Origin of the sequence: Collimonas sp. OK307, from assembly GCF_900113705.1 — a bacterium.
GTDB lineage: Bacteria > Pseudomonadota > Gammaproteobacteria > Burkholderiales > Burkholderiaceae_D > Collimonas.
This window is the reverse complement of sequence record NZ_FOQI01000003.1, coordinates 101,729-121,372: the sequence shown is the minus strand read 5'-3', so window position 1 is coordinate 121,372 and position 19,644 is coordinate 101,729. Positions and strand designations below refer to the sequence as shown.

Genomic DNA, 19,644 nt, shown 5'->3' with positions numbered 1-19,644 from the left:
AGCAAGGCCTTTCAGCGTTTTGTTAAAAATAGAAAGTAAAAAGTATACGGGTGGTATTGCGGGTGCTGGCAGAGTCAGGCTCTGCGGTGCCGCCCAATTTTTTGGAGTAACACATGAGTTATGTCGCCCCGTTGAAAGACATGCTGTTCGTGCTGAACGAGCTGGCTGGCCTGGAGCAGGTCAGCACACTGCCTGGTTGCGAAGACGCGACACCGGAAACCGTGGAAGCAGTGTTGCAAGAGAATGCTAAATTCTGCAGTGAAGTGGTAGCGCCATTAAACCGCAGCGGAGATCTGGAGCCCAGCTATTGGCATGATGGCGAAGTCACCACCAGCAAGGGTTTTAAAGAGGCATTCAAGGCCTTTGCGGAAGCCGGCTGGCAAGGCGTGCAGCATCCGGTTGAATTTGGCGGCCAGGGTTTGCCCAAGCTGGTGGCGACACCGTGCATAGAGATGCTGAATGCGGCCAATCTGTCTTTTGCTTTGTGCCCGCTATTGAGCGACGGCGCTATCGAAGCCTTGCTGACTGCCGGTAGCGATGAGCAAAAGCGGATTTACCTGGAAAACCTGGTATCCGGCAAATGGACCGGCACCATGAATCTGACCGAGCCGCAAGCCGGTTCCGACCTGGCGCTGGTGCGTACCCGTGCCGTACCGCAGGGCGATGGCACTTACAAGATTTCCGGCACCAAGATTTTCATCACCTACGGTGAGCACGATATGGCTGAGAATATCGCGCATCTGGTGTTGGCGCGTACCCCTAATGCGCCGGAAGGCGTGAAGGGTATTTCGCTATTCATCGTGCCCAAATTCATGGTCAATGCGGATGGTTCGCCCGGTGCACGCAACGATGTCCATTGCGTCTCGCTGGAACACAAGCTCGGCATCAAGGCCAGCCCGACTGCGGTGCTGCAGTTCGGCGACCACGGCGGTGCCGTCGGTACCTTGGTGGGCGAAGAGAATCGCGGCCTCGAATACATGTTCATCATGATGAATGCAGCGCGTTTTGCAGTTGGTCTGCAAGGCATCAGCGTCGCCGAGCGTGCTTATCAAAAAGCAGTGGCTTACGCCAAAGACCGCGTGCAATCGCGTGACCTGGCCGGTTCAGCCGGCGCCGTGACGATTATCCATCAGCCGGATGTACGGCGCATGCTGATGAGCATGCGTTCGCAGACCGAGGCGGCGCGTGCGTTGGCGTATGTCACCGCGGCTGCTCACGATGCTGCTCATCATCACGCCGATGCAGCGACGCGTAAAGCGAACCAGGCATTCTATGAATACATGGTGCCGATCGTCAAAGGCTGGTCGACCGAGATGTCGATCGACGTGGCGTCGACCGGTGTGCAGATTCATGGCGGCATGGGCTTTATCGAAGAAACCGGTGCAGCGCAGTTCTATCGCGATGCGCGGATCTTGACGATTTATGAAGGCACCACCGCGATCCAGGCTAACGACCTGATCGGCCGCAAGACTGTGCGCGATGGCGGCGCTGTCGCCAAGGGCATCATTGCCCAGGTGCGTGCTACCCAGGCCGAGCTGGCGGGCAGCGGAGCGGCCGACCTGGTCGCCATTGGCAAGCAACTGGCCAGCGGCGCCGATGCACTGGAGCAGGTGGTTAGCTACGTGGTTGATAATCTCAAGAGCGATATCAAAGGCGTGTTTGCCGGTAGCGTGCCGTACCTGAAGCTGGCCGGCATCGTGTTGGGCGGCTGGCAGCTTGGCCGCGCTGCGCTGATTGCAACGCAAAAACTGCAGTCGGCTGCGGGCGACAGCAATTTCTATCATGCCAAGATCGGTACGGCGCGCTTCTTTGCCGACCATATTCTGTCTCAGGCCGACGCATATCGCATCTCGATTGTCGAAGGCAGTAGCGGTGTGATGGCGTTGACGGAAGATCAGTTCTGATTTTTTGCAGACGTAAAAAAAGCAGCCGGCGGCTGCTTTTTTATGGTGTCGCTGCGCATCTGGTTTCAAAGCTCAACCGTAGGCGCCGCCAGTGAACAGAAGGTCGAAGGTGCGGGCAATCGAGCCGATCAAGGCAATCGCGCCGACTCCCAGCGTCAAGACCACCAGCAAGACGACAAACCAGCTGGAGTTGGATTGGCGGCCGGAGTTGGCATTATATTGGGCATCCCATTTTTCATCCGGGGTCAATCCTATGACCAGCGATTCGATCACGGCAACCAGGCCCGAGATGATCAGCGGTCCAAACAGGAACGCCACTTGCTGATTTTGTCTAAAAAACAAGTAAAGGAGCATGGAAATTGGCAGGGTAGCAAAATGCAGCCATCCCCAGATGTCTTGAAATCCCTTTAGATAGAAGCGATGCAGGCCTAAGCTGCCAAATACGGTAGCCACGAAGGTGGCGAGTGTCTTGTTCTTGTGGGATTGGGTCATTGGCAGGATGGGTGGATGAAATGTGTGGAATATGTAATAAATTAGCCAATAAGCAGGCAAAAAGCAGGTAATAAGCAGGCAATCCTTGCATCAGCCGGGAATATTGCTAATATACGGGCTTGGCTATCGCCACTGATGTTTCCGGGGTGCACCATGCGTGTCGGAAAGCAGATTGAGGGCGTAGTGTACAGCCTGCTTCAATAGAATGTCACTTTGATAGTCAGGCCCGCTTTCGGCATAGCGCCGTATAGCGTTTTGGAGCCCTGCAAATACCTGTTTGACGTAGTGAAACCACACCCATGGCCTGCTTTGGTTGCGGGGTCGGCTCACTTTGCGTTATAATTTGCGGCTTTTTCCGTGTTCGAACACTTTTTGGAAACATTATGGTCGTTATTCGTTTATCCCGTGGTGGCGCAAAGAAGCGTCCTTTTTACAACATCGTAGCTACTGATTCGCGCAATCGCCGTGACGGTCGCTTCATCGAGCGTATCGGCTTTTACAATCCGGTAGCATCCGGTGCAGAAGAGACTTTCCGCATTGCTCAGGACCGCCTGACGCATTGGCAAGGTGTTGGCGCGCAAATGTCGCCGACAGTTGCACGTCTGGTTGCTGACGCTGCCAAAAAAGCTGCTTAATTTTAAGCAGTTGAGCCGTTGAATACGTCAGTAAACTTGTCGACCACAGCCCCAGCTGGAACTGCAATACCTTCAGATTTGGTGGTGGTCGGTTACATTACTGGCGCCTACGGTATTAATGGCTGGGTGCGGATCAAACCGTATTCGGCCGATGCCGATGCACTGTTGCACGCCAAGACATGGTGGCTGAACCGGCAGAACTCGCCGGAATTGCACGATGTCGAAATGATGCAGGCGAAAAACCACAGTGGCGACATTGTGGCGCGCCTGATGGGTGTGGCAGGGCGTGACGCAGCCGAAGCCATGAAGGGCAGTGTGGTTCATATTCCACGCAGCCATTTCCCGGCGCTTTCGGATGATGAATTCTATTGGGTCGATCTGATCGGCCTGGTGGTTGAAAATCTGCAAGGCGAGCATTTGGGCGTGGTCGCTGATTTGATGGACAACGGTGCACATCCGATTCTTCGGATTACGGTGCCGGCAGTCGCAGATCAGGATAAAACCGCCCCCGAGTTATTGATCCCGTTTGTTGAGCAGTTCGTCAAGACGGTGGATCAGGCAGCAAAGAAAATCACGGTTGACTGGGGACTGGATTATTAATTCCAGGCTTGAATCGAGCATCGGCTCCAGGCAGCTAAAGCAGCAAACAAGATCGCAAGCGAAACAAAAAGGTGCGCGGTATGCAATTTGATGTCGTCACACTGTTTCCCGAAATGTTTGTTGCATTGACGCAATCGGGTGTTACCCGGCGTGCGTTTGAACAAAAAAGATGCGAGCTGGCTTTGTGGAATCCGCGTGATTTCACGACCGACAATCATCGTACCGTGGATGACCGGCCTTATGGCGGCGGCCCCGGCATGGTGATGATGGCGAAGCCGCTGGAAGCTGCGATTGAAGCAGCCAAGGCGCGTCAGCTGCAGCAAAGCCTGCCTGCACCGAGAGTAGTCTATCTGTCACCGCAAGGCCGGCCACTGACGCATCAGCGCGTCATGGAATTGCGTACCGAACCTGGTTTGGTATTGCTCTGTGGCCGTTATGAAGCGGTTGACCAGCGTTTGCTGGATCGTTGCGTGGATGAAGAAATCAGCCTTGGCGATTTCGTTTTGTCCGGCGGCGAATTACCGGCGATGGCTTTGATGGATGCGGTGATCCGGCAGTTGCCCGGGGTATTGAATGACGGCGCATCGGCAGTTGAAGACAGTTTTGTCAATGGCTTGCTGGATTGTCCGCATTACACCCGGCCGGAACAGTATGAAGGCGTAGCAGTGCCGCCGGTCTTGATGGGCGGGCATCACGCTGAAATCGAAAAATGGCGGCGTCAGCAAATGCTGTCTGCCACGGCAAAGAAACGGCCGGATCTGATTCAGAAGATACGCGCTGCCGGTTTGCTGAGTGCAGCCGATGAAAAGTTTTTACGGAATTCAGGTTAAGTACGAAAGTGCTTGATCGCCGGGTTGTAGTTAGTAGTATGCAGTAAAGCAGTACCAAGGGGAGGCCAGCCGGCCACCTGTGTATTAACCCCATCCTCTACTGAGCAGTGCTTTGCACAATTGGCGTCAGCAAGATGGTATATGGAGCTAAAAATGGACTTGATCCAACAACTTGAGCAAGAAGAAATTGCTCGCCTTGCCAAAAATATCCCTGAATTCGCACCAGGCGATACTGTCATCGTCAGCGTTAACGTAGTTGAAGGTACGCGCAAGCGTGCTCAGGCTTACGAAGGCGTTGTGATTTCGCGTCGTAACCGTGGTCTGAACTCCAACTTCATCGTCCGTAAGATTTCTTCCGGCGAAGGCGTTGAGCGTACATTCCAACTGTACTCGCCACTGATCGCGTCGATCGAAGTCAAGCGTCGCGGCGATGTCCGTCGCGCCAAGCTGTACTACCTGCGTGAGCGTTCCGGTAAATCGGCACGTATCAAGGAAAAATTGCCACAGCGTCGCAACACTGCAAAGGCTGCACCAGCAGCAGAGTAAGTGGTTGTTATGCAGGCATAGGTATTGCATAAAAAAGGGGCGCCGTCAGGTGCCCCTTTTTGCATTTGAGATTTATGTTTGCTGCAAGCTATCGCATGATCCCCACTAAATAGTTGCCGCAAAGTAAAATAGCGTTAATTGTTATTATCTGTGACCGGGATAGCTCCTTCGCTGCCATCGCGGTAAAGTATTGAAAAGATTGCTAGAGGAATTTTCTTGGTTAAATTGACTTTCGATCCCCTGATGTTGCCGGTTGATGCGGTTGCCGGTGAATCTGCGTTGGCGCCCGAAAGGATGAATGCCGCGTGGCTGCGTCAGCGTTTCGCGCAGCGGCCGGAATGGCATCCGGAGCACCTGGATAGCCATACCGTGCAACGCATGGCGCAGCAGCAGGACAAGCCGGTAACGCCGGCATCGGTGTTGATTCCCATTGTCATGCACGAGCAGCAGCCGACGCTGTTGTTTACCCAGCGCGCCGCCCACCTGACCGATCATGCGGGGCAAGTGAGTTTTCCCGGTGGGCGCATGGAGCAGAGCGATGCCTCGCCAATTGAAACCGCGCTGCGTGAAGCCGAAGAGGAAATCGGCCTGGCGCGCCGCCAGGTCGAGGTGATCGGCAGTTTGCCGGAATATTTTACCGGCACCGGCTATCGCGTAACGCCAGTGGTGTGCCTGGTCAATCCGCCAGTCAGCTTGCGGGCCGATCCAAACGAAGTAGCTGAAATCTTTGAAGTCCCGCTGGCATTCCTGATGGATGGCCTAAACCATCAGTTGCGCAGCATCGATCTGCCGGATGGTTATCGCCGCACCTTTTATGCGATGCCCTATGAGCGCTTCTTCATTTGGGGAGCGACTGCTGCGATGTTAAGGAATCTGTTTCATTTTCTCCGGGCTTAGATTCATTGTGCAGCGCCCAAATGCGTGGCAGGCACGGAAAACAAGTTCAGTACAAGTTTGATTCTGTGCGTGTGCTGCGTTATCGTATGGGATACTGCAATTTTAGATGTTATGGCAACGCTAATGGACCGCGATATGGCGGATATGGGTGCCGATCTTGCCGCGCCGCTGCTGGCGCCGTCGATTGATTTATAGGGCTGGTTAATGACATTTCTCTCTATTCTGTTTGCATTGCTGATCGAGCAACTGAAACCGCTGCGCGCGGACAATCCCGTCTATGCATGGGTCAAGCATTTCGCGAACAAGATAGAGGCATCGTTTAATGCAGGTCAGGCGCGTCAGGGCCGGCTGGGCTGGTTTTGCGTGATACTGGCACTCACCGTCCCGACCGCGTTGATCTATTGGTTATGCGTGCATATCGGGGCCTGGGCGGCACTGCTCTGGAATGTCCTGATCGTGTATCTGACCCTCGGCTTCCGCCATTACAGCCATTACTTCAGCTCGATTCAACTGGCCCTCAATACTGGCGACGACGCCACGGCGCGAACCTTGCTGGCCGAATGGACCAAGCTCGACACCACCGACATGGATGTCAGTGAAATCTCCCGCATCGCCGTGGAAAAGGCGCTGATCACCACGCATCGCCATGTGTTCGGCGTGTTCTTCTGGTTCCTCATGCCGGTTGGCCCGGCATGTGCCGTGATGTACCGCATCGCCGAGTATCTGGCGCGCGGCTGGAATGAACCGGATCACATGCACAATGAAGCTTTTGGACGTTTTGCGGCCCAGGCATTTTATTGGATAGACTGGATTCCGGCGCGTATGACAGCAGCGGCCTTTGCGGTAGTCGGTAATTTCGAAGATGCGATCTACGCCTGGCGTAATTTTGCCGATCGCTGGAAAAATGAGACGGACGGCATCATTTTGTCTACCGGCGGCGGCGCCATGGGCGTGTTGCTGGGCGCACCACCGGAAACCGCGATTTCGATCCTGCCGGCCGATGCGTCGACAGTGGATTCGACCGCCATGGAAAGCGAAAGCCCGCCGGGCGATATTCCCACCCCGCGCGCCTTGCAAAGTACGGTAGGCCTGGTTTGGCGTGCCCTGTTGCTGTGGATGTTCTTGTTGCTGCTGTTGTCGGCCGCAGTGTGGCTCGGGTAAATCAACGATGCAGGGTGGGCACAAAGGCGTGTCCACGCTACGCGAGATGGTGCGTAAGTCTTCTATAAGATATAATACGTAAGAATCACTTACGCAAAACTAGTAGCTTGCTTCTACCCGAGGCAAAGCAATGTCTGTAGCAAGCGTTATAGAAGAAACGAGCTGTACGCATGGCAGAACCTATCCAATCCCCTGACACCCCCTCCCGCGAATTTTTTATTCAAGGTATCACCAGCGATGGCAGGCAGTTTCGGCCCAGCGACTGGGCCGAGCGCTTGTGCGGCGTCATGGCCTGTTTTCGCCCGGAAGGATCGGGCGGCCGCAACGCGCATCTGCAGTATTCGCCCTACGTCCGGCCGGTGCTGCTGAATGGTGTGCGGTCGGTAGTCGTCAATGAAGATCTGCGCCAGATCGAACCTTTGGCCTACCATTTTGTAGTCAATTTCGCGAAAGACAACGATCTGCAAATTTTGCAGGGTTGCTTGTTGCCTGAGGCCGAAACACCGAAATCGCCCTGATTTCTCATCTGCGACGGCTGCGATTCTTTCTCTGTGGCTTTTAGTTGTCTTGTGATACTAAAAAGAAATCCTCGAGCGACGTTATCGGGTAATAAGACCGTGTAATATTTCGCCTATTGTTCGCAGTGGAGTAGAAATGTTTCGTCGTGGTTCGTCAATCTTCATACCCATTGCTTCTTTGTCCAGTTTGATATTGGGCTTGGCGATTACTCTCGGCTTGTTTGTTTCCGTTCGTCACCTCGAATACGAGAAGATGGATGCCGAATTCCGACGTCTTGCCAGTGGCCATCTTAAGTCCGTGGTGGATGGCCTGGATGGCCTGGTGCATGAACTGGAAACCGTCAATCGCCTGTTCGTCACTGTGGACGGCGTCACTCGCGAACAATTCCACACTTTTACTGCACCGATGCTGGTCCGCGCTCCTTATATCAAGTCGCTGGGTTTTCAGCGCCTGGTGAGCGCGGCCCAACGACCTGCTTATGAAGCAGAGATACGTAAACATTATCCTGATTTTTCGATTCGGCAATTAAGCGACGGCAAGCCGGAACCGGCAGCTGGGCACGATGAATATCGGGTGGTCGAATTTCTTGAGCCGATGGCCGGCAATGAAGGTGCGTTTGCCATGGATGTGGCAACCAGCAAAGTTCAGAGCGAAGCCGCGAACCGCGCACGCGATACCGGTTTGCCGGCTTCTACCGATCTGTTTGAGCAAAAGCCTAAGAACGGCAGCAAGCTGATCATGATGGTCCTGATGCCGGTTTATCAGCACGGTGCGGTCTTGGATAGCGTCGACGATCGCCGTCGTGCATTGGTCGGCTTTACCAGTGCGGCATTGCGCGCCGATGCTTTCGTCAACAATATCCTGGCCCGCGACGGCGTGCAGGCGCGTGAAGATTTCAATCTTCGGGTCTATGCCAGCGCCAAGCCGGAGGACGACACCCTGGTTTATCGCCAGGGTAACCTGGCCAAGCCGTCAAATACCAGCGACTGGCTGCCTGCCTGGTTGCTGTATGACGCGCCGCAAGACATGTCGCAAACGTTTGAACTTGCCGGCAAATCCTGGTTTATAGAGGCCTCGGCGCCGGCGCGCGTATTCACCAAGAAGAATGTCGGATCGCTCCTGGTATTGCTGCTAGGTAGTTTGCTGAGCTGGATGGGAGCCGCCTATCTGTATTTTCTATCGACGCGCTCCAAGCGGATCGAGCGGCTGGTGGACGCCCGTACCCAGCAAGTCAAGCTGGCGACGCAAATGATGAAAGAGGACATCGTCGCCCGCAAGCGCGCCGAAGATGCCTTGCAGCTGCGCGAGCGCGCCATCGAATCGAGTGCGAACGCCATCATCATTTCCAGCGCCAAATTGCCGGATTATCAGGTGGAATATGTCAATCCCGCATTCGAACGGATTACCGGTTATTCCGCCAGGGATATGATCGGCCGCAACCTGGAAATGCTGCATGGCGACGACCACGACCAGATCGGCCTGGAAGAAATTCGCGCCGCCCTGCGCGAAAAGCGCACTGCGAATACCGTGTTCCGCAGTTATCGCAAGGACGGCACCTTGTTCTGGAACGAGCTTTACGTTGCGCCCGTGAAGGATAGTTCCGGCCGCGTCAGCCACTTCGTCACGTCTCTGTACGACATCACGGAAATGAAGAGTTACGAGGCCGAGCTGGAGCATCAGGCTCGCCACGACACCTTGACCGGCCTCGCCAATCGCAATGTGCTGAGCGATCGCCTGAGCCAGTCGATTGTCTATGGCGAGCTATACGGCCACAGGGTGTGGGTGTTGTTCGTCGATCTGGACCGCTTTAAATTCGTCAACGATACGCTCGGGCACAATGCCGGCGATCTGTTGCTGAAAGAGGTCGCCAGCCGCCTGAAAGCGTTCACCCGCGAAGCTGACACCATAGCGCGGCTGGGCAGCGATGAATTTGTCTTGATCTTGCCGGAGCGTCTTGATGAAGAGCTGAGCGTGGGCTTGATTCAACGGATGATGGATGCGATTGCGCGTCCCTTGCAAATTGAAGGCTATGATTTTTTCCTGAGCTGCAGCATCGGCGTGGCAGTCTACCCGAATGACGGTACCGACCCTGACAGCTTGCTCAAGCATGCCGATATCGCCATGTATCGCGCCAAGGAAATGGGAAATAACAATTACCAGTTCTACACGGCGGCGATGAATGAACGCGCGCTTGAACGCCTGCGGATCGAGGGTGATTTGCGCAATGCGCTGGAACGTAAGGAATTACTGCTCTACTACCAGCCGCAAGTGGATTTGCGTACCGGCCGCATGGTCGGCATGGAAGCGCTGATTCGCTGGAAACATCCGCAACTGGGCATGATTTCGCCCACGCGTTTCATCGACCTGGCGGAAGAAACCGGCCTGATCGTACAGATGGGCGCCTGGGTGATGCACACCGCTTGCGAGCAGAACAAGGCGTGGCAGCGCATGGGCCTGGGGTATTTGCGGATGTCGGTGAACCTGTCGACGCGCCAGTTTTTCCAGCAAAACCTGGTGCAGCAGGTTGCCGAGATGCTGGAAGCTACCGGACTGGCGCCGCACTATCTCGAAATCGAATTGACCGAAAGCCTGGTGATGACGGATGTCGAGCTGGCCGTGGGTATTCTGAACGACCTGAAATCGATAGGCGTGCAATTGTCGATTGATGATTTTGGCACCGGCTATTCGAGCCTGGCCTATCTGAAGAGTTTCCCGATCGATGCATTGAAGATCGACCAATCCTTTGTGCGCGATATCACGGTCGACCAGGACGATGCTGCGATCGTCGCCTCGATCATCTCTCTGGCCCACAACCTGCGTTTGCAAGTGATTGCCGAGGGGGTTGAAACGCAAGAGCAGCTGTCTTACCTGCAACGTCATCGCTGTGATGAAATGCAAGGTTTCTATTTCAGCGAGCCGGTATCGGCTGCCGACATCGAAATAATCCTGCGCGAAGGAAAAGTATTACCATAAGACTTTGTTGACGGCCTGAATGTTACTTCAGTGACTGCAGTGACTGCAGTGACTGAAGTATCGCAGTGTCGGGCCTCGCCACTTTTATGGAGCTGAAATGACTACCAGCAGAATCGAACGCGATACCTTTGGCAAGATCGAAGTCCCGGATGAGAGGCTGTGGGGCGCACAGACCCAGCGCAGCCTGCATCATTTCCATATTTCCAGCGAGCGCATGCCGCCCGAGCTGATCGTGGCGCTGGCAGCCGTCAAGCAAGCCTGCGCGCAAGTCAACCTGGATCTCGGCAAGCTATCGAAAACCCAGGCCGCCGCCATCATGCAGGCGGCGCAAGAGGTGGTGGCGGGGCAACATCCGGATGAGTTTCCATTATCCATCTGGCAGACCGGTTCCGGCACCCAGAGCAACATGAACATGAACGAGGTGCTGGCCAATCGCGCTTCGGAAATTCTTGGCGGCGTGCGTGGCGAATCACGTCTGGTGCATCCCAACGATGCGGTCAATCTTAGCCAGTCATCGAACGATATCTTTCCGACGGCGATGCATGTCGCCGCTGCGCTCGGCATCGCCAACGCATTATTGCCCGCGCTGCAAAAACTGCGTGCGACCTTGCATAAGAAATCGGTGGATTTTGAGGATATCGTCAAGATCGGCCGCACCCATCTGCAAGATGCGACGCCGCTGACATTAGGCCAGGAATTCTCTGGCTATGTTGCCCAACTAGACCATGCAGAAAAAATCATCAAGGCCACATTGGAGCCTTTGTGCGACCTGGCCGCCGGCGGTACCGCGGTAGGCACCGGACTCAACGCGCCTAAGGATTTCGGCAGCCGGGTTGCCGCCCAGTTAGCCAAGACGGAAGGCTTGCCGTTCCGCACTGCCGACAATAAATTTGCTGCGCTGGCAGCGCACGATGCCTTGGTTGCGGCGCACGGCACCTTGAAAACATTGGCCGCTGCCCTGATGAAGATTGCCAACGATGTGCGCTGGCTGGCATCCGGTCCGCGTTCCGGCCTGGGCGAAATCAGCATTCCGGAGAACGAACCTGGCAGCTCCATCATGCCCGGCAAGGTTAACCCGACCCAATGCGAAGCGTTGACCATGTTGTGTTGCCAGGTGTTCGGCAACGATGTGGCGATTAATTTCGGCGGTGCTTCCGGTAATTTCGAGTTAAATGTATTCAAACCTCTGATTGCGCATAATTTCCTGCAAAGCGTGCGCCTGCTGGCCGACGGCATGGCCAGTTTCGAGCAGCATTGCGCCGACGGTATCGGCGCCAATCGCGACCGGATTGCCGAATTGATGGAGCGCTCGCTGATGCTGGTGACCGCGCTGGCGCCACACATCGGTTACGACCGTGCGGCGCAAATCGCCAAGCATGCGCACCATGACGGCAGTACGCTGAAGCAGGCGGCCCTGGCGCTCGGCTACGTGACGGAACAAGAGTTCGCCGAATGGGTGCAGCCGGCAAAAATGACTTACCCCGAGTAACTGTTGGCTGGATAACCGATGGCCGATGTACCCTGATTAATCGAGGTTAAATCATGTTACATCGCGCCATGGGAACGGAGCATCCAATACAATGACGTTAAAGGGGTAATGTCGTTTTTGCAATACAAAAACAATGTTTGTTAAAATGATCCTCCGCTACCGTTGCTTCTGCCATTTCGTCTGCTTATGCTCTTACTGGTTTTCCTGATAAAAACTGACATGCAGTGTTCATCTGCAGGTTGCCACGCATGCTGAAATGTATCCGCATGTCCTCAAGCTGGTTGAAACCATCTGCCTGTGGCGTGGTTTTAGGCTTGCTCTGCCTGAGTACGATTAGCGCCAACGCCACGTATCGGGTCGAGATCGAAGCCCCGGCTGAATTAAAGGCCTTGCTTGAACAGCATCTGGATCTGTCGCGTTACAAGGATCGCCAGGATTTGAGCGAAGATCAATTGAAATTCCTGATTGACACGGTGGACGAGCACGTCACCCAACTGACTTCGACCGAAGGTTATTTCTCACCTAAAACCACCGTTACGGTAGTGCCAGGCGAGATCAAGACGATCCACCTGAAAATCGATCCGCAACAACGCACCATGGTGTCCGCCGCCACCATCAATGTGATCGGCAGCGCCGCTACCGAGGTGCCTGAGCGTGTGCTGCAGATACAGCAGAACTGGCGTTTGCCGGCCGGCCAGCCGTTTCGCCAGGCTGACTGGGCGACCGCCAAGGAGAACGGCTTGCAGGTGCTGCTCAAGAAGCGCTATCCGGCAGCCAGGATCGCCCGTTCGGAAGCCCGGATCACGCCTGAAGACAACGACGCCGAACTCTCGGTGCAATATGACAGCGGCCCCGGATTTACATTGGGAGCGTTGCATATCACCGGCACCAAACGTTATCCGGCCAGCATTATCGAGAACGTCAATCCCTTGCAGGTGGGAGAAGAATACAGCGTCGACCGTTTGCTGTTGCTGCAGCGGCAGATCCAGAACACCCCATACTTCGGTAATGTAATCGTCAGCATTGACGATGATCCGGCGCATGCGCAAGAAACGCCAGTCAATGTCCAGGTAACCGAGTTCCCGACGCAGAGGCTGCGCACCGGGCTTGGCTATGCTTCCGATACCGGGGCACAGGTGCAGGGCCGGTACACCAATTACAATGTTTTCGGCAAAGCGTGGGTGTTCGACGCCCAGACCAAGATTGAACAGCGCCGGCAATACGGCTCGCTTGATTTGTCGATGCCGCCGGATACGCGCAGTTTCGTCAACGGCGTCAACGGTTCGTATGACAGGACTACCTTGCAAGGCGTCGATTTGCGCAGCATGAAAATCGGACTCAAGCGTGCGCGCTCGCTGGAGAATTATGATACTGCCTTGACCCTGGATTATTATCGCGACCGCCTGCAGCAGATTGACGGTGCAACCCTGCCGCCGAATACCGTGGTTCGGCCGGGAGAGCATCAGGCCCTGGTTCCCGGTTTTGCCTGGGTCCGGCGAGCTGTCGACGATCCCATTTTCCCGCGCAGCGGCCATATCTTTTCGATACAAACCGGCTTCGCCTTGAAGGGTTTGCTGACCGACCAGACTTTTTTCCGTGCTGATGGCCGTTATAAACAATATTTCCCTGTCGCAAAACGCGACGTCGTGATTTTGCGTACGGAACTGGGTGGCGTATTTACCGCCGGTTCCAGCGCCTCGGTGCCGGCTTCCTTGCTGTTCCGCGCCGGCGGCAATGAATCGGTACGCGGTTATAGTTATGACAGCATCGGCAATTCGCAAAACGGTACCGTCTATCCGACCAAGTACATGGTGACCGGCAGCGCTGAATATCAGCACTGGCTCACCCAGCAATGGGGCGGCGCCTTGTTTTACGATATTGGCAGTGCTACCGATAGTTGGGGAGAAAGGTCTACCAAGGTCGGCACCGGCGTCGGCGTACGCTATCGGAGCCCGGTCGGCACTGTGAATCTCGACCTTGCCTATGGCGTTCAGGCCAAACAATTCCGGCCCCATATTTCGCTCGGCATCGCCTTCTGATTTTTTCTTTTTTAAGCTCAAACGCAAGAGATTGAACGCATGACTCAGGCAGCAACCAACTCTCCAGAATCAACCAGCCTGCCGCCAGGTCCCGACGGCGGCCGCAGCCGCTTGCGTTGGTTGTGGCGCTCGCTTGCGGCATGCCTGATGCTGTTGATTTTGCTTGTTGCTGCGGTAATTTTCGGCGTCCGTTCAGAATCCGGCACACGGGCCTTGTGGCAGTTAGGCACCTGGGCAATGCACGGTAATTTATCCGGTCAGCTGGCCGGTGGCACTGTGGCAGACGGTTTGCAGTTGCGCAATCTGGTGTACCGTGATGCTACCCAGCAGTACACGATTGACCGCATCGATGCCAGGTGGCAGCTTAGCCGGTCACCGTTCAAGCTGACGGTCGCTTATCTGCATGTCGGTAATGTCGATGCCCGGCTAGAGCCGACACCACCGCAGCCGACCGTCATGCCGACCAGCCTGGAACTGCCGCTACAACTGGTTCTCAACGATATTTCGCTGAACAAGCTGTCTTTGCACCAAGGCCTGACCACGACCGAACTGAGTCATCTGCAATTGCACGGCGAGTCGGACCGGATACAGCACAATCTGTTCCTGGAACGGCTGGACACGCCGTATGGCAAGGCCAGCGCGAAACTCAGCTTGAACGGTGTGCAACCGTATGCGCTGAGTGGCGGAGCCGAGTTGAGCGGTGAATACCAAAAAGAAAAATATCAACTGGATGCGATCTTATCCGGCGACCTGGCGGCGCTGAATATAGACTTGAACGCGCGCGGCGACAAGTTAAGCGGCACTGCCAAGATTGCTGCAACACCGTTTGCGCCCATTCCGTTTCAGCAGCTTGAATTGAACGCGACGCACATCAATCCGAAACTGTTCAGCAGCGGTGCGCCGCAAGCCGATTTGAGCCTGCAGGTGGCGCTGAAGCCATTGGCGCCGCCAGCTGACGCTGCTGGGAGCGCATCAGCCAGTATAGATCTGGCGGCGCTGACGGTGAGTGGCCCGATCACGATTACCAACGCAATGGCAGGTGCTTTGGATCAGGATCGTTTGCCGCTGGTCAGCGCCAGCGCTGAGTTGCAGCTGGACACCCGGACCCAGCAGTTATCCCGCCTGCAGTTGAAATTATTGAAGAACGCTAGCATCAGCGGCCAAGGTGAATACCACAGCGACGGTAAAAATAAAAACAACGGTGAATTCAACTTCGACATCGCCGGCCTGGATCTGCAAGCCTTGCATGGCAAATTGAAGCCGTCGCAACTGCGCGGGCCAGTCAATATCAAGTTGATGCCCGAAAGCCAGCAAATCAGCTTGAATCTGGCAGACGCCACCTACCAGGCGAAACTGGAAACGCTGATCGACGCCAAACAGATTGCCGTCAAGACGGCGCAACTGGCGGCCGGACCGGCACATCTGGATATCAGCGGCAATTTGAGCCGCGATGCGGACATGGCTTACGCTGTGAAAGGAAATTTGCGCGATTTCAATCCTTTCCTCTGGATCAACAGCAATGCTGCCACGCAGCCGAAAGGCGCCAAATCCCACCCGCAGGCGACGACGGCAAATATCAATATGGATATCGACGCCAGCGGCAACCTGGCGCCCGAACTGAAACTGAAGCTCAAGTTCGTCATCAAGGATAGCCGCTACGATCAATTGCCGATGACCGGTAATGGCGTGCTCAATCTGGCCGGGATGCGCTTGTTGCCCAGCGACGTTGCATTGTCGGTGGCCGGTAACGAGTTGCTGGCCAAGGGCAGTTTTGGCGCCGCCGGCGATCGCCTCGACCTGAAAATCGATGCTCCGCAGTTGCAGGGCCTGGGCATCGGCCTCTCCGGCGCCGTGCATCTGGACGGCCAGGTCAGAGGCACCATGCAAAAACCGAATATACAAGCTTCGTACCGTGCCGAAAAATTAGCCTACGGCGAACATCGGATAGACAGCCTTTCAGGGCAGGCCGATGTGCAGGCAGACTTGAACGCCGGGCTGAATTCAGCCAATAACCGGCTGGCTGTCAGCGTCGAGGGGCGTGGCTTGCACAGCACCGACATGGCGCTGGATAAATTGAACCTGAACCTGGCCGGTACCTATGGCGCGCATACCTTGAAACTGGACACTAGCGGCGCACTGCGTGGCAAGCCTTTGCATCTGACCATGGCCGCGCAGGGACAACTGAGCGAGAGCAATGCAGGTTACGGCTGGCACGGGCAGCTCAGCGAATTGCAAAACCAGGGAGCGCCGCGCATCAGTCTCGCGGCGCCGTTGACGATTAATGCCGAGGCCGGCCGCCTGGTGCTTGGTGCGACGCGTTTGAATGTGGCAGATGCGCAAATCGATTTAAAGAATTTCAATTACGATAATGGAAAAATTCGTTCGGCCGGCGCCATCAACGCGCTTAATGTGGCAACCATACTTGGCTTGGTGCGCGAATTCGGCGGTCCGGAATTACCTTTGAAGACGGATCTGGTGCTGGATAGCAGCTGGGACTTTTCGCTGGCTGAGAATCTGGCGGGCTATCTGCAGATCGCCCGCCGCAGCGGCGATTTACGGATCAATCCGGGGCGCGGCGATATCAGCCTGGGTTTGTCTGAGTTGAAACTGCGTGCAGACCTGCAGTCCGGACAGGTCAAGCTGGATAGCCAGCTGGCGGCATCCAGGATCGGTACCTTGAATACGCAATTGCAGCTGGCTTTGCAGCGTAACGGCAGCAGCTGGACTGTCAGCGACAGCTCGGCTTTGTCCGGCCAGGCTAAATTGGAGGTGCCGCAGCTGAAACCCATCGGCGCGCTGATCGGGCCACAGGTGGCGCTGGACGGCAGCCTTGCGCTGGATCTGAATCTGGCCGGCCAGCTCGGCAAGCCGATGTTGTCAGGCAAAGTCACAGGCGACAAGCTTGCCGTCACCCTGTTCGACCAGGGAATCAAATTGAAAGACGGTACTGCGCGCCTGAATCTGGCCAACAACGTGGTCGATTTGCAGCAATTGGAATTCCACGGCGGCGACGGCACCATACGCGCCTCCGGCAGGCTGCAGCTGGGCCACGACAATCCCGATCTGACCGCCAGCGTGATTGCCGATCGCCTGCAACTGTTTGCCAGCCCGGATCGCCAGCTGATGGTGTCCGGTCAGGCCAAGATTGCCAACGTCAAGGAACAGTTGCACGTGGACGGCAAATTCACCGTTGACAGCGCCTTGTTCGATTTACCGAAGAGTAGTGCGCCGGTGCTGGGGGATGACGTGGTCATCGTGCGTAAGGATGTCAAAGCGCGCGCGACGCCGTTGACGGAACAGGAACGTTTAGCCAAAGCCGCAGAGAAACCGGCCGGCGGCGCGACGCCGGTGATGAATGTGGAGGTCGATTTCGGCAACGATTTCCGTTTCCGCGGCAGCGGCGCCGATATCCTGTTGCGTGGCGCGATGCAGGTTCGTAGCGAGCCTTACCAGCCGCTGCGCGCTACCGGCACGATTCGGGTGGCAAGCGGAAGCTACGAGGTATTCGGCCGCAAGCTGGCGATTGAACGCGGATTGATCAATTTCCACGGGCCGATCGACAATCCGAATATCAATATCCTCGCCATGAAGCGCAACCAGGAAGTCGAGGCTGGGGCGGAGATTACCGGCAATCCATCCAATCTGCGGGTCAAACTGGTGTCGGAGCCGAATGTATCGGATGAGGAAAAACTGTCCTGGCTGATGTTTGGCCATGGCAGCGACAGTTCCGCGCTGGGACAGCGTCAGGCCGCCGGGCAAGCGCTGGCGCTGCTGGGGAATTACGGCGGCAAGAAGATTGCTCAGGGTATCGGCTTTGACGAATTCTCGATCGGTTCCAGCGATTCCGGCATCGAGAACGAGCAGGTTGTGAGCCTGGGCAAGGCCATCACCGAGAAAATCAACCTGGGTTACGAGCAGAGCCTGACCAGCGCTGCCAGCATCTTGAAAGTGACCTGGCAATTTTCACGGCGCTGGTCGATGGTGATGCGCGGCGGCACCATCAACGGCCTTGAAGTCTTGTACAACTTGCGTTTCGATTAGGTTCTGGCCCGGGTTTTAACCCGGGCTCTACTGGATCAAGCGCGGCGGCCTGACAATTCCGCGCCGGCATCCGGCTGCAGTTTCAAGGCAAACGGCAGCGAAGCCAAAGCGATCAGGGCGATCAGCAGGAACGCCGGCCAGAAATCGGCGCTGACCAGCGTCGCGTGGCCCTGAACCTGATTCGATACCTGCAGCGCAAAGCCACCGACGGTAACGCCCAGGCCAATCGCCAGTTGCTGGGCGACGCTAGTGAGACTTGTGGCCTGGCTCATCTGGCGCTGGTCGATCTCAGCGTAGGCAATGGCATTCAGGCTGGTAAATTGCATCGAACGCACACAGCCTCCCAATAGCAGCATGAGGATGATGAAGATATGCGGCGAATCGACTTTCAACACGCCGAACAATGCCATCGACAGCGCGCCAAGCAGCGTGTTATAGACCAGCACGCTCCTGAAGCCGAATTTTTTCAGCACGGTCGTTGTCATGGTTTTGACAAAAATGGCGCCTGCTGCCGAAGCACAAGTCAGCAGGCCGGACTGGAACGGCGTCAGGCCGAAGCCTAGCTGGAACAGCAGCGGCAGCAAGAACGGCAACGCACCCACGCCGATGCGGAACAGAGAACCGCCGAAGACGTTCATGCGCAGTGTAGGGATTTGCAGCAGCCGCAGGTTGATCAGCGGATGCGGGGTACGGAACGCATGCCACACGTACGCCAGCAAACTGACCGTGCCGACCACCACGCAAATCAGCGAAACATCGCCGGCGACCAAGTGGCGGCCGGCGCTGGCCAGGCCGAACATCAGTGTCGAACAGCCGATGGCAGACAGCAGGAAGCCGATCCAGTCGAGCGGAACGGTGTCGTCGCTGCGCAGGTTCTCGATATAGCGGGTAGCCAGGTAAATGCCGAGAATGCTGATCGGAATATTGATGAAGAAGATCCAGCGCCAGTGAAAATAGGTGGTGATGAAGCCGCCCAGCGGTGGCCCGATCACCGGGCCCAGCAAAGCCGGGATAGTCAGGTAGCTGAGGGCGCGCACCAGTTCCGCCTTGGAGGTAGTGCGCAAGATCACCAGTCGTCCGACCGGCACCATCATGGCGCCGCCCACCCCTTGCAGGAAACGGGCTGAGACAAATTCTGCCAGCGTGTTGGATATGCCGCACAGGATCGAACCGAGCATGAACACTCCGATCGCACTGCGGAAAACCGTGCGCGCGCCAAAGCGGTCGGCCATCCAGCCGCTGACGGGGATGAATACCGCCAGGCTGACCAGATAGGAAGTCATCGCCAGCTTGAGCGCAATCGGACTCTCTCCCATATCATGCGCCATCATCGGCAACGAGGTGGCGATCACGGTGGAGTCCATGTTTTCCATGAACAAGGCGCAAGCCACGATCAGTGGCGTGAGGAAGACGCGGGATATGGCCATGAGGGACGGTAGGTGGGCCGGGTGGGCAGGAAAGCCTGCCAACCCTGCTTAAAAGAGCATAATTATAGCGGTTTAGACTATCCCTCACCGA

14 protein-coding genes are annotated in these 19,644 nt (G+C 56.1%); 12 read left to right on the top strand and 2 right to left on the bottom strand.

Annotated features, from left to right (window positions below):
• Positions 1-113: 113 nt before the first annotated feature.
• On the top strand, positions 114-1,904 hold the full coding sequence (locus BM205_RS06145; RefSeq protein ID WP_092413555.1) for an acyl-CoA dehydrogenase: 1,791 nt from the start codon (positions 114-116) through the stop codon (positions 1,902-1,904).
• Between the two features lie 72 nt (positions 1,905-1,976).
• Here BM205_RS06145 and BM205_RS06140 read toward each other — a convergent pair whose 3' ends face one another.
• Positions 1,977-2,396, bottom strand: coding sequence for an NINE protein (locus BM205_RS06140; protein WP_092413553.1), 420 nt, complete (start codon positions 2,394-2,396; stop codon positions 1,977-1,979).
• A gap of 383 nt (positions 2,397-2,779) precedes the next feature.
• Between BM205_RS06140 and rpsP the strand changes: the two genes are divergently transcribed.
• The 11 genes from rpsP (at position 2,780) to BM205_RS06085 (ending at position 18,126) form a co-directional block, all read left to right on the top strand.
• Entirely contained in the window at positions 2,780-3,031 is a 252-nt protein-coding gene (gene rpsP, locus BM205_RS06135; protein WP_092413551.1) for a 30S ribosomal protein S16, read from the top strand.
• An 18-nt stretch (positions 3,032-3,049) separates the two neighbouring features.
• Positions 3,050-3,631 carry a ribosome maturation factor RimM gene (rimM, locus tag BM205_RS06130; protein WP_254783766.1) on the top strand — a complete coding sequence of 194 codons (582 nt, stop codon included), beginning with the start codon at positions 3,050-3,052 and terminating at the stop codon, positions 3,629-3,631.
• Positions 3,632-3,711: 80 nt separating this feature from the next.
• Positions 3,712-4,461 carry a tRNA (guanosine(37)-N1)-methyltransferase TrmD gene (trmD, locus tag BM205_RS06125; protein ID WP_092413547.1) on the top strand — a complete coding sequence of 250 codons (750 nt, stop codon included), beginning with the start codon at positions 3,712-3,714 and terminating at the stop codon, positions 4,459-4,461.
• 153 nt (positions 4,462-4,614) lie between these two features.
• Positions 4,615-5,007, top strand: a complete 393-nt coding sequence (rplS, locus tag BM205_RS06120) for a 50S ribosomal protein L19 (RefSeq protein WP_061942602.1) — start codon at positions 4,615-4,617, stop codon at positions 5,005-5,007.
• Between the two features lie 216 nt (positions 5,008-5,223).
• On the top strand, positions 5,224-5,904 hold the full coding sequence (locus tag BM205_RS06115) for a CoA pyrophosphatase (protein WP_175511183.1): 681 nt from the start codon (positions 5,224-5,226) through the stop codon (positions 5,902-5,904).
• Positions 5,905-6,108: 204 nt separating this feature from the next.
• Positions 6,109-7,065 (top strand): CobD/CbiB family protein, encoded by a 957-nt coding sequence (locus BM205_RS06110; RefSeq protein ID WP_092413545.1) that lies wholly within the window; start codon positions 6,109-6,111, stop codon positions 7,063-7,065.
• A 170-nt stretch (positions 7,066-7,235) separates the two neighbouring features.
• A complete protein-coding gene (locus BM205_RS06105) occupies positions 7,236-7,583 on the top strand; it encodes a DUF3579 domain-containing protein (RefSeq protein WP_092413543.1) in 348 nt (115 codons plus the stop codon).
• A gap of 136 nt (positions 7,584-7,719) precedes the next feature.
• A complete protein-coding gene (locus BM205_RS06100; protein ID WP_092413541.1) occupies positions 7,720-10,557 on the top strand; it encodes a bifunctional diguanylate cyclase/phosphodiesterase in 2,838 nt (945 codons plus the stop codon).
• A gap of 97 nt (positions 10,558-10,654) precedes the next feature.
• Positions 10,655-12,046 carry a class II fumarate hydratase gene (gene fumC / locus BM205_RS06095; RefSeq protein WP_092413539.1) on the top strand — a complete coding sequence of 464 codons (1,392 nt, stop codon included), beginning with the start codon at positions 10,655-10,657 and terminating at the stop codon, positions 12,044-12,046.
• Positions 12,047-12,312: 266 nt separating this feature from the next.
• Entirely contained in the window at positions 12,313-14,085 is a 1,773-nt protein-coding gene (locus BM205_RS06090) for an autotransporter assembly complex protein TamA (RefSeq protein WP_254783765.1), read from the top strand.
• Positions 14,086-14,124: 39 nt separating this feature from the next.
• Positions 14,125-18,126, top strand: a complete 4,002-nt coding sequence (locus BM205_RS06085; protein WP_254783764.1) for a translocation/assembly module TamB domain-containing protein — start codon at positions 14,125-14,127, stop codon at positions 18,124-18,126.
• 35 nt (positions 18,127-18,161) lie between these two features.
• Here the strand turns inward: BM205_RS06085 and BM205_RS06080 are convergent, their stop codons facing one another.
• Positions 18,162-19,553 (bottom strand): MFS transporter, encoded by a 1,392-nt coding sequence (locus BM205_RS06080; RefSeq protein WP_092413536.1) that lies wholly within the window; start codon positions 19,551-19,553, stop codon positions 18,162-18,164.
• Positions 19,554-19,644: the final 91 nt, after the last annotated feature.